At 38.6% G+C, this 11,269-nt stretch carries 10 protein-coding genes and 1 tRNA gene; 5 read left to right on the top strand and 6 right to left on the bottom strand.

The genetic code is table 11. The features are described from left to right. Positions 1-17: 17 nt before the first annotated feature. The 3 genes from rpsA to aroA form a co-directional block, all read right to left on the bottom strand. The gene (gene rpsA, locus ACFIMK_RS05840) at positions 18-1,718 is read right to left on the bottom strand and encodes a 30S ribosomal protein S1 (RefSeq protein ID WP_375638158.1); all 1,701 of its coding nucleotides are present in this window, start codon (positions 1,716-1,718) and stop codon (positions 18-20) included. Between the two features lie 131 nt (positions 1,719-1,849). Continuing rightward, positions 1,850-2,497: a (d)CMP kinase gene (cmk, locus tag ACFIMK_RS05835; protein ID WP_375611402.1), complete on the bottom strand. Its 648-nt coding sequence runs from the start codon at positions 2,495-2,497 to the stop codon at positions 1,850-1,852. After that, positions 2,494-3,822 (bottom strand): 3-phosphoshikimate 1-carboxyvinyltransferase, encoded by a 1,329-nt coding sequence (gene aroA / locus ACFIMK_RS05830; protein ID WP_375611401.1) that lies wholly within the window; start codon positions 3,820-3,822, stop codon positions 2,494-2,496. The genes cmk and aroA overlap by 4 nt, the downstream gene beginning before the upstream one ends. A gap of 187 nt (positions 3,823-4,009) precedes the next feature. On the opposite strand from aroA, the gene ACFIMK_RS05825 reads away from it, so the two are divergent. After that, entirely contained in the window at positions 4,010-4,390 is a 381-nt protein-coding gene (locus ACFIMK_RS05825; protein WP_375611400.1) for a TIGR02300 family protein, read from the top strand. A gap of 117 nt (positions 4,391-4,507) precedes the next feature. Beyond that, a tRNA-Ala gene (locus tag ACFIMK_RS05820) sits at positions 4,508-4,583 on the top strand. A 1,597-nt stretch (positions 4,584-6,180) separates the two neighbouring features. On the opposite strand, the gene ACFIMK_RS05815 is transcribed toward ACFIMK_RS05820, so the two are convergent. Then, positions 6,181-6,768 (bottom strand): hypothetical protein, encoded by a 588-nt coding sequence (locus ACFIMK_RS05815; protein ID WP_375612813.1) that lies wholly within the window; start codon positions 6,766-6,768, stop codon positions 6,181-6,183. 111 nt (positions 6,769-6,879) lie between these two features. Continuing rightward, the gene (locus ACFIMK_RS05810; RefSeq protein WP_375612812.1) at positions 6,880-8,061 is read right to left on the bottom strand and encodes a DNA recombination protein RmuC; all 1,182 of its coding nucleotides are present in this window, start codon (positions 8,059-8,061) and stop codon (positions 6,880-6,882) included. 90 nt (positions 8,062-8,151) lie between these two features. Here ACFIMK_RS05810 and def point away from each other — a divergent pair, with 90 nt between their 5' ends. Genes def through truA form a run of 3 tightly spaced genes read left to right on the top strand, consistent with a single transcriptional unit; the run spans position 8,152 to position 10,362 of the window. After that, positions 8,152-8,688, top strand: coding sequence for a peptide deformylase (gene def, locus ACFIMK_RS05805; protein WP_375620854.1), 537 nt, complete (start codon positions 8,152-8,154; stop codon positions 8,686-8,688). Beyond that, on the top strand, positions 8,688-9,617 hold the full coding sequence (gene fmt, locus ACFIMK_RS05800) for a methionyl-tRNA formyltransferase (RefSeq protein WP_375620855.1): 930 nt from the start codon (positions 8,688-8,690) through the stop codon (positions 9,615-9,617). The genes def and fmt overlap by 1 nt, the downstream gene beginning before the upstream one ends. Position 9,618: 1 nt before the next feature. Continuing rightward, the gene (truA, locus tag ACFIMK_RS05795; RefSeq protein WP_375612809.1) at positions 9,619-10,362 is read left to right on the top strand and encodes a tRNA pseudouridine(38-40) synthase TruA; all 744 of its coding nucleotides are present in this window, start codon (positions 9,619-9,621) and stop codon (positions 10,360-10,362) included. Positions 10,363-10,394: 32 nt separating this feature from the next. Here the strand turns inward: truA and ACFIMK_RS05790 are convergent, their stop codons facing one another. Continuing rightward, positions 10,395-11,258 carry an LOG family protein gene (locus tag ACFIMK_RS05790; protein ID WP_375611394.1) on the bottom strand — a complete coding sequence of 288 codons (864 nt, stop codon included), beginning with the start codon at positions 11,256-11,258 and terminating at the stop codon, positions 10,395-10,397. Between the last annotated feature and the right edge of the window lie 11 nt (positions 11,259-11,269).

Genomic DNA, 11,269 nt, shown 5'->3' with positions numbered 1-11,269 from the left:
ACTTTAATGATTGATGATTAATCTTGTTCTTGTTTTTTCAAAGCTGCACCCAGAATATCACCAAGAGAAGCACCTGAATCTGTAGAACCATATTGTGCAACAGCTTCTTTTTCCTCTGCAATTTCTAAAGCTTTAATCGATACTGAAATTTTACGTGTTTTTTTATCAAATGCTGTGATGCGAGCATCAACCTTTTGCCCAATTGCGAAACGCTCAGGACGTTGCTCATCACGATCACGCGCAAGATCAGCACGCCGAATGGTTGTCTCAAGGTTGTGGTCAATCAATTTCACACCAATGTCATTGTCGTTAACAGCAATCACTTCGCATGTTACAACTGCACCTTTTCGCAATTCGCCAGAAGCAGCTGCTTCTCCAACTTTATCGCTGGAAAGCTGCTTAATTCCAAGAGAAATGCGCTCTTTTTCAATGTCAACATCAAGGACCACAGCCTTAACGATATCGCCTTTATTATAAGTATCAATAACTTGTTCACCAGGACGGTTCCAATCAAGATCAGACAAATGAACCATACCGTCAACATCGCCTTCAAGCCCAATAAACAGACCAAATTCTGTTTTATTTTTAACCTCTCCTTCAATTTGCGAATTGATAGGAAATTTATTGGCAAAAGCTTCCCATGGATTTTCAAATGTTTGTTTTAAGCCAAGAGAAATACGCCGTTTAGAAGGATCAATCTCAAGAACAACCACTTCTACTTCTTGTGATGTAGACAGAATTTTTCCAGGATGAACATTTTTCTTTGTCCAGCTCATTTCAGAAACATGGATCAGCCCTTCGATTCCTGGTTCAATTTCAACAAAACCACCGTAATCAGTAATGTTGGTAACAGCACCCGTAATTTTTTTACCAATCGGATACCGGACACTGATGCTTTCCCAAGGATCACTTTCAAGCTGTTTCATTCCAAGAGAAATACGGTGCGTATCTTGATTAATGCGAATAATCTGCACTTTAATCGTTTGGCCAATTGTGAGCACTTCAGATGGGTGATTAACACGCCGCCATGCCATATCTGTAACGTGCAAGAGACCATCAATCCCACCAAGATCAACAAAGGCACCATAATCTGTAATATTTTTCACCACACCTTCAACGATTTGGTTTTCTTCAAGATTTTGTACGATTTCTGAACGTTGCTCAGCGCGACTTTCTTCTAAAACAGTGCGACGTGAAACCACAATATTGCCACGACGACGATCCATCTTCAAAATTTCAAAGGACTGTGAATTATGCATGAGGGGTGAAACATCACGAATGGGACGAATATCAACTTGGCTGCGAGGCAAGAAAGCAACGGCACCATCAAGATCGACTGTAAAACCACCTTTTACTTGGCTAAAGATCACTCCATCAACGCGTGCACCAGCATTGAATTTTTCCTCCAAACGGACCCAACTTTCTTCGCGCCGTGCTTTTTCACGCGATAAAACAGCTTCACCCATCGCATTTTCAATGCGTTCAATGTAAACCTCAACTTCATCGCCAACTTGCAAAGAACCATCTTTTGCTTTAGCTCCAAATTCTTTGAGAGGAATACGTCCTTCGACTTTAAGACCAGCATCAATAATGGCCATGTCTTTTTCGATTGCAATAACACGACCTTTAACAACAGATCCTTCATTAAGATCATTAGTTTGAAAAGATTCTGTTAAAAGGGCTTCAAAATCCGCTGTTGTGGGATTGTATTGTGACATAAGAACTCCTAATATATACCTTGTATTATAAGGTATGAGCGCTAGGTTAGTGTTAACATAAGTAACTCCCTAGCCTTTTCCTTGAATAAAGGAAAAAAGTTAGCGCTAGGCTGGAAGTTACCTTAACGAATTTATCCAATTATATGCATTTTTATGATTGGATCAACAAAACTGCATGCAATTTCAAATGTTGCTTCTATACTCAATTCTGACGTATCAAGCAAGTGGGCGTTTTTTGCTGGTTTTAGTGGACTTTGTTTGCGCGTTATATCGCGACTGTCGCGCTGTTCAAGTTGAGCTAGGATTTCATGATAATTTGCTTGAACACCTTTTTTTAAAATCTCTTGGTAGCGGCGTTTGGCGCGTGTTTGAACATTGGCTAGAATATAAAACTTGATATCGGCATCAGGACAAACAATCGTTCCGATATCACGCCCATCAAGCACACAGCCGGGCAAAACTTTAGCAAAGTTGCGTTGTTTTTCGACAAGAATTTTGCGTACAGCAGGGTTAATTGCTATTTTTGAAGCCGCTTCACCAAGTTCATGAGAAGAAAGAAGAGAAGGATTTAAGGTATTAAAATCAAGTTCTTTAGCATAAATAATAGCATTTTTTTCATCATTAAGAGCTAAATTTTGTTGTAAAAGCGTATGAGCAACACTACGATAAGTAAGACCAGTATCGAGATGACGAAGGCGATAATGTGCAGCAATTTTGCGTGCTAAGGTTCCTTTGCCTGAGGCAGCAGGTCCATCAATGGCGATAACAAAAGGCTTCAAGCGATTTTTCCCCCAAGTTGTTTTATAAAAGGAATAAATTCTGGAAAGCTCGTAGCGATCATTCGTTTATCATCAATGGTAACAGGTTTTTCTGACACAAGCCCAAAAATGAGAAAACACATAGCAATTCGATGATCAAGATGTGTGGCAACATACCCACCCCCCAAACCTTTGGCAGAACCTTTTCCATAAACAATAAGAAAATCTTGACCTTCTTCACAGTCTACGCAATTAATTTTTAATCCTTGAGCAACAGCAGACAATCGATCCGATTCTTTTACACGCAATTCTTCAATTCCTAGCATAACTGTTTTGCCTTCTGCAAAGGCAGCTGCTACTGCCAAAGCAGGATATTCATCTATCATCGATGGAGCACGTTCTTTGGGCACCGTAACGCCTCTAAGGACCGATGATTTTATCCGTAGATCAGCAACATCCTCTCCACCTGTTTGACGTCGGTTCAAAAATTCAATTTGAGCACCCATTTCCCACAATGTTTCGATAAGTCCTATTCGAGAGTTATTTATCAAAACATTTTCAATGGTGATATCAGAGTCTTCTATAAGAAGGGCTGCGATAATTGGAAAAGCAGCAGAAGAAGGATCACCCGGAATATGAATCGTTTGTCCAGTAAGATGGGGTTGACCATTAAGATGAATCAAACGCGCACCTTCGTTATCTTTTTCTATTTCAAGTTGCGCACCGAATGCTTTTAACATTTTTTCCGTATGATCTCGTGTCAGAACTGGTTCAATAACAGTTGTAGTGCCGGCGGTATTGAGTCCAGCAAGCAGGATTGCTGATTTAATTTGGGAGGAAGCTATTGGAACACGGTAACGAATCGGATTAGCCATTTTCGGACCATAAAGCGTTAAAGGAAGGTGATCGTCGCGCGTTGCCTCAATTTCAACCCCCATGAGACGCAGTGGATCAAGGATACGTCCCATTGGACGTTTAGAGAGAGAAGCATCACCAATAAAGGTTGTTTTCATATGATACGGACCAACCATTCCCATAACCAAACGAGCACCTGTTCCAGCGTTTCCAAAGTCTAAAGGTTTTTGTGCAGCTAAAAGGCAACCATTCCCTGTTCCTCGTATGATCCAAAAGTCTTCTTTTTTAATAATACAGGCACCCATAGCTTGCATAGCAGCAGCTGTATTGAGTACATCAGCGCTTTCAAGTAATCCATGAATATATGTCTCACCACTTGCTAATCCTCCCAATATAAGAGAGCGATGAGAGATTGATTTATCTCCTGGTATTTGAATTTTTCCAGAGAGACTACTCGATTTATAGGTGGTTATAGGGATTGCTTTTTGCATGGAAATTCTATTTAATTCTATCTAACTTTTATGAAATTGTGCATCCTTTAGCACATGCTTTAAAAGACGTCATGAAAAAATCACTGTGGAACAGTGTATTTATCTTTGACAAAGGTATTATTTTTCGATTAAGCACCATAAAATTTATCTTTTAATGGAATAATAGTTAATCAAAGAGGCACGGTTTATGGCAAAACAAGAACTTGGAACTAAACGTGTTGATCCAGAAACAGGAAAAAAATTTTACGATCTAAATCGCGATCCTATTGTGTCGCCCTATACAGGGATTTCTTATCCGCGTTCTTACTTTGAAGTTGCAGCAGCGGAAGCAAATAATGAAGAAGAAGTTGATACTGAAGAGCTTGATACAGCACTTGAAAAATCTGCTTTTATGCTTCTTGAAGATGATGATGTGGATTCTAAAGATGACGATCTTCCTGATTTAGAAGATAGTGATGTAGATCTTGGTGATGATGATGATACATTTTTGTCTCATGATGGTGACGATGAAGATGATGACGTTACTGATATTCTCGGAGGCGGTGTTTCTAATGATGACGATGCTTAAAAGAAGTAAAAGAGGACATCTTTTCTATTGAATGTAAATTCTTCTTGATCTTCAATTTTGATCGTTCTAGAAAAGCTGGAATTGTATACTGTCTTTTTGGGACAATTTGTTTTTATAGGGGCTATAGCTCAGCTGGGAGAGCGCTTGCATGGCATGCAAGAGGTCAGCGGTTCGATCCCGCTTAGCTCCACCAAAAAGACCAACTGTTCTATCAAGGGAATCAATTATAATAAAAGATGTGTGCATCAATTTAAAAGGTTTATGTGCTATTTAATTATCATTCCAATAGCGCCTGTTCCTTGCATCTTAATGATATTATAATACATTTTTAATCATTTGTTGGATTATAAAATTTACTGTCGCAACCGTGAAAGTAGATAATTTTTTATGCTTTGCACAGAAATAGAAAATGAGCTGTTTAACCTGCGCCTTGTCTTAAAGGACAAAATTTGAATTTCCTTTACCACAATATTTCCACAAATATCATAATATGTTGGTTACCGGTATCTTTTTTAAAGATATGAAGTACTTAAACAAAGAGTAGAGAATAAAATATTAAAATATACTTCTCAATTATTGCGAATCAGAACTTTTTTCGAGTATTTTTAGCTGATCAGATGTTCTGCCAATTAAAAATTATCCACCTTGAGTAGCGTATACCTGCTCAATACTAAGGTATATTAACACTTAAATAATATATTGAATCAATTAATTTTTTTCCCTGCACGTCATAAACAAGGTCGAGGTGTAAGAGCAAAGTGGTGCTATCATTATATGTGCTAATTCCCAATGTTACGGATAATTCTTACATTTGAGAATGTATGTTCATAAAAAAACATTTTTAGTCTTTTCTTTCACAGTTTTTATCCACATACCCATTGTGCTTGTTATGTGCAAGCCAATGGTTTTATTGATTCAACCTCAAGAGATCTGAAACGATAAAACCCTACGCCATTCGAGATTCTTACTTTAATATGAATAACGATATATTATCTTTATAAATCAATATCTTAAACCATTTAAGAAAAAGAATAAAAATGCTTCTCATAAATATTCTCAAATGCAAAAGCTATCACAACATTGGAGACTGACTTGTTACTTCATAGGCGTTACAAATCTTTCTCTGAATATTCCCTACCCTGAATATTCATTGTGTATAAAGTTGCATATACCTTATCATCCTATAAACAGGAGTATTTTTACAATACAATAAGATAACTTCTTTCAATTAAGATGAACTGGATGGACGACTATGTTTTATTTCATACAATACTAAATACACTTAGTTTTTTTGAAGACTGTAGCGCCCTCTTTATACAAAACAACGTTTTTTCGTTTAATGCATTTCTCGTTTTTTTATATTGAATATTTTACCCTTTTTATGATGCCCGAATTGCATTTGTTTTAATTGCTATTTTATACGCTTAACAAAGAAAATATTCATATAATAATCAGCCAGTAATACGCATAATGAAAATAAAAAATGATATTATATTTTAAAATTTTTCTTCAATAACCTCTAGTACTTAGCCCAATGCGAAATGCCAACACTAAATAGAAAATGGTTTCTATTATAAATTTTTTTAACAAAGGAAGTAAAAATGTCGAGAGTATCTTCAAATATATTGTGTATTGCAAAAACTTTCTGTTGCTTGAGTTTATTCTAAAAAATAACAATTTATTTCATTGAACGATCGGAAAACGACACTATTTTATCATATCATGTGGAATTTTGCTTTCGAATAATTTTATCCCATCAATTCCCTGATTGAGATTTTCAAAAATCTTCCCTAATGCCATCCACATCTTTTTAATTGCTGTTCATAGAGCCTCGATATCCTTGCCATGCGCTGTGCTGTCTGTGAAAGCGCAGCACTGACATGCCCACCACTACGTGCATAAGCACCATGCCCCATATGATAATTTAAATAAAGGCTATATGCATCATCAAACCTCACCCCATTGCGTTGAACACTTTGGCTATGATACCAAGCAACAAAATCAGCAGCATCTGCGAAATTCGTACGCCATGCAAAAGACTTTCCTGTAGAGCGAAGATACATTGCCCATGTACTATCAAGCGCTTGAGCATAACCATAAGCTGTCGACCGACGCTTCCATGGGATAAAACCAAGTAGTTTTTTGCGTGGAGGGCGTGCATTGTGACGAAAGCTCGATTCCATCTTAATGGTTGCAAGAATAATAGGCATAGGAATTCCATAGCGCATTTCCGCTCTTTGAGACACCTTACCCCAATTGTCAAAAAAACCATTTTTTTGTGCTAAAATAGCACAAGCATTATTTGTGTGGATGGGAGTGGTTGTTGCGCATCCCTCTAGCAAAAACACCAGTGCCCCTAAAAACAAAAGGTGTCGCATATTCCTATTCCTCTCGTTTAAGAAATAAAACAAGATAGAGATACTAAAAAATGATTACCAATCAATAAAGAACATGATCTAACTTGTAATATCTAAGAAGCTTGCTTTGCTTTATTCCTCATCAGCAAAACGCAATGTTTGCGACTGAGCCAATGTTGTCATTTTTGTTGGTTCAGAGTAATTTTCTTTTAATTCGACAGTTTCAATGCGATTTGCCCGTTTCATGATTTTGGAGGACGATATCAAAATTCCCTCTATATCTTCACCTGCTTTATGAAAGTGCTTCTGTAGTGCGCGAACACGCGTATCCATTCGTCCAAAATCTTCCATCAATTTTGCTACTTCTGATTGAATTAAATGCGCTTGTTCACGCATACGCGCATCTTTCATAATGGTTTGTACCACTTGGACAGAGAGCATCAACAAAGATGGTGAAACAATAATCACATGGGCTCTATTGGATTTTTGTACCAATGCCTCAAAGTCCTCATAAATTGTTGCGAAAATCGATTCAGATGGCACAAAAAGGAAAGCAGTGTCATGGGTTTCTCCAGGAATCAAATATTTTTGTGCAATATCACGAATATGAACTTCCATATCGGTACGAAATTGGCGTTCTGCCTCTTGACGCTCTTGCGCTGATTCTGCCTTACGCATAGCATTCCAAGCTTCCAGAGGAAATTTAGCATCAACAACAAGAGAAGGAGCTTTATTGGGCATATGAATGAGACAATCTGGGCGCTTTCCATTGGAAAGAACAGCCTGAAAAGCATAAGCGTTTGTTGGTAAGGCATCGGCAATAATTGCTTCCATCCGCCCTTGACCGAAAGTACCACGCGTCTGCTTATTGCTTAAAATGGACTGCAACTGAACAACTTGTCCCGTAAGCGATTGAATATTATTTTGTGCTGCATCAATCACTGCTAAACGCTCTTGCAAACGATTCAAATTTTCATAAGTGGATTTGGTCTGTACCTGAAGTGTTTGGCCTAAGCTTGTTGTCATCCCATTGAGTTGCTCACTGAGTGATTTATTCAATTCAGCCTGCCGTTGACCAAAAATTTCCGCCATCGTTTGCATTCGTCCTTGCATTTCAGCTTGTGTTTTCAGCAAGGTAGCCATCTGCATTTGTGCCTCACGTGCGCGTTCAGCAATTTCATTTTCCAAAAATGCTTTTTTTCGATGAGAATGTATCAACATAAAAAATGCCAAACAGACAAGTATAAATAAAAGCAAAAGCATTAGTTTAGAAAAAAAATCACCAGCGAGTATGGAAAAAAACGAATCAAACATAAATTGTAATATAACGCTCTTATTGTAAAAAAACGCAAGAATCCGTTATTCAATATTGACCAATAACAAACCATTGATTAATCTCTACTTATGCCAATGAGATCTTTAGTTACTTTACCTGATCCGATTTTACGGGAAGTGTCCAAACCTGTTGAGCAGGTCGATTCAGCTCTCCAAAAACTTGCGGATGACATGTTGGAAACCATGTATAATGCTAAAGGCGTTGGTCTTGCTGCTATTCAAATTGGTATACCGCTACGTATGTTGGTTATAGATGTCTCTGGAAATTCTGAAGATGAGCAGAAAAAACCACTTGTTATTATCAACCCTGAAATTTTATGGCTTTCAGATGAGCGTAATATTTACAAAGAAGGTTGTCTTTCTATTCCTGATTATTTTGCAGAGGTTGAACGTCCTAAACGCCTTCGTGTTCGCTATCAGAACCGTGAAGGAAAACAAACAGAAATTGAAGCAGACGATCTCTTAGCAACTTGCTTGCAGCATGAAATTGATCATTTAGATGGGCGCCTTTTTATTGATTACATTTCAAAGATCAAACGCGATATGGTGATACGAAAATTTAAAAAACGCGCAAAAGAAAAAAACATGCAGGAAGCAGTTTTGTAATGGCTTTACGATTAAGTTTTATGGGAACACCAGATTTTTCTGTTCCTATTTTACATGCTTTATTGGATGCAGGTCATGATGTTGTTGCTGTTTATAGTCAACCCCCTCGTCCAGCAGGACGTCGAGGACTTAAATTAATCCCCTCCGCTGTTCACACCGTAGCAAAAGAAAAATCCATTCCTGTCTTCACGCCTCAAACACTCAAAACAATCGAACAACAGGAGCAATTTGCAGCACTTTCTGTTGATGCTGCTATTGTGGTGGCTTATGGACTCCTTTTACCCAAAGCTATTCTCGAAACGCCACGTTTTGGTTGTTTTAATGCCCACGCTTCACTCTTACCACGTTGGCGTGGTGCTGCGCCTATTCAACGAGCAATTATGGCTGGTGATAAAGAAACAGGTATCATGATCATGAAAATGGATGAAGGACTTGATACGGGGCCTATCGCTCTTTCTCGCTCCATCCCCATTACTGATAACACCACCACTGCTGAGCTTTCAAACAGACTTTCACATATTGGCGCAGAACTTATGGTAGAGACTTTATCCACTCTTGAAAAAGGACAACTTAAACTGACCCCACAATCAGAAGAAGGCATCACCTATGCCGCCAAAATTAGAAAAGAAGAGACCCGCATTGATTGGACAAAACCTGCAGAGTTTATTCATAGGCATATTCGCGCGCTCTCTCCCTCTCCTAGTTGCTGGTGCAATATGAATATCGGTGGACGAGAAGAACGTGTAAAAATTCTTGATAGTCGTTTAACAACAGGTCCTTCTCTTGAAATTGGACGGATAGAACCAGATTCTTTGATTATCCATTGTGGGCAAGGACGGATAGAAATAACCTCTCTCCAAAGATCTGGCGGTAAAATTCTTGAGTGCGCAACCTTTTTGCGAGGTGCTCATATTTCTGCTGTTTTTTAAGATGCCACGTTTTAAACTCACTCTTGAATATGATGGTTCAAATTATGCTGGTTGGCAGCGTCAAGCAAAACTTCACACGATACAAGGAGCTCTTGAACAAGCAATTTTTTGCTTTAGTGGACAACAATTGACCATAACAACAGCAGGAAGAACCGATGCGGGCGTACATGCTACGGGACAAGTTGCGCATGTTGATTTTGAAAAAAACTGGCTCTCCCATACTGTGCGTGACGCGCTCAATGCTCTTTTACGTAAACAGGGAGAGGCGATTTCAATCTTAAATGTAGAAAATGTCCCTGATGACTTTGATGCACGATTTTCCGCTGTAAAACGCCATTATCTTTTTAAAATACTTAATCGTCGCTCTCCACCAGCTTTAAATGCCAAACGCGTGTGGTGGATACCAAAACCTCTTCATGCTGAAGCCATGCATGAAGCTGCGCAAAAGCTTGTAGGACAACATGATTTTACAACTTTCCGTTCAGCACATTGCCAAGCCAAAAGCCCTATTCGCACCCTTGAACGTCTCGATATTCAAAGAGAAGGTGAAGAAATTTTCCTTTATGCACAAGCTCGTTCTTTTCTTCATCATCAAATCCGTTCATTCGCAGGAAGCCTCATGGAAGTGGGTATTGGACGTTGGACAGCTCAAGATCTCGAAACAGCTCTTCATGCTAAAGATCGTAAACGTTGTGGTGTTGTTGCCCCCCCCTCAGGACTTTATTTAACCAAAGTAGAGTATTAATTATCCTTCAAGAGTGAGCATCTCAAAAGTCGTTAAGGCAGTTTATAAAAAGAACGAATTTCTTCAAAAGCTTCTGCTGCTGTATTAACAAATTTCACAAAATTAATATCAGTAGGAGAAATTGTACCTTGTGCAGACAGATACTCAAAATTGACAGTATTGCTCCAAAATTCTTTGCCAAACAATAAAATTGGTACCTGTTTCATACGCCCCGTCTGTACTAAAGTTAATGTCTCAAACAGTTCATCCAGAGTTCCAAATCCTCCTGGAAAAATGGCTAGGGCTTTCGCTCGTACTAAAAAATGCATTTTGCGCATCCCCAAATAGTGGAAATTAAAACACAAATGCGGCGACACATACGAATTAGGCTCTTGCTCATGTGGTAAAATAATATTCAAGCCAATCGTTGGGGCACCAACATCACAAGCACCACGATTTCCCGCCTCCATGATTCCTGGTCCGCCCCCCGTAACAACCACAAATTCACGATATTGTGTCGTAGCAGAATAGAGTGAGCACAAACGCGCAAACTCTCTTGCTTCATCGTAATAATGTGACATAGCATGCAAATTTTTCTTTTGTATTTCATTTTTTGCAGCCCACGCTGCTTGCCCAGGTTCAGGAATACGCGCACCACCAAATAAAACAACTGTTGATTGAATATCATATTCTTTAAGGGTTATTTCCGGCTTTAAAAATTCAAGACTAATACGTTGTGAACGCAGCTCTGGACGCATCATAAAATCTTGATCGATATAGGCTAAACGATAAGTAGACGAACGCACCTGTGCTGAATTAGAGACTTTATGGATCTGTTGTAGAGCATCCTTCGTATGGAGAAGTGGCGTCCAGTTTTCTTGCTCCCTTTTTCTTTTTTCTTTACAGCTTTTTTTCATGCACCTGTCCT

The sequence above is a fragment of the Bartonella sp. AP280QHHD genome (genome assembly GCF_042196125.1).
GTDB lineage: Bacteria > Pseudomonadota > Alphaproteobacteria > Rhizobiales > Rhizobiaceae > Bartonella.
Note: the sequence above shows the minus strand (reverse complement) of the source record. Positions and strands in the feature narration are given on the sequence as shown.

Coding starts and splice junctions, on each gene's coding strand:
- ACFIMK_RS05810 (WP_375612812.1), bottom strand. CDS start 8,061: ATGTTTGATTCGTTTTTTTCCATACTCGCTGGTGATTTTTTTTCTAAA.
- ACFIMK_RS05790 (WP_375611394.1), bottom strand. CDS start 11,258: ATGAAAAAAAGCTGTAAAGAAAAAAGAAAAAGGGAGCAAGAAAACTGG.
- fmt (WP_375620855.1), top strand. CDS start 8,688: ATGGCTTTACGATTAAGTTTTATGGGAACACCAGATTTTTCTGTTCCT.
- rpsA (WP_375638158.1), bottom strand. CDS start 1,718: ATGTCACAATACAATCCCACAACAGCGGATTTTGAAGCCCTTTTAACA.
- ACFIMK_RS05825 (WP_375611400.1), top strand. CDS start 4,010: ATGGCAAAACAAGAACTTGGAACTAAACGTGTTGATCCAGAAACAGGA.
- def (WP_375620854.1), top strand. CDS start 8,152: ATGCCAATGAGATCTTTAGTTACTTTACCTGATCCGATTTTACGGGAA.
- ACFIMK_RS05815 (WP_375612813.1), bottom strand. CDS start 6,768: ATGCGACACCTTTTGTTTTTAGGGGCACTGGTGTTTTTGCTAGAGGGA.
- aroA (WP_375611401.1), bottom strand. CDS start 3,822: ATGCAAAAAGCAATCCCTATAACCACCTATAAATCGAGTAGTCTCTCT.
- truA (WP_375612809.1), top strand. CDS start 9,619: ATGCCACGTTTTAAACTCACTCTTGAATATGATGGTTCAAATTATGCT.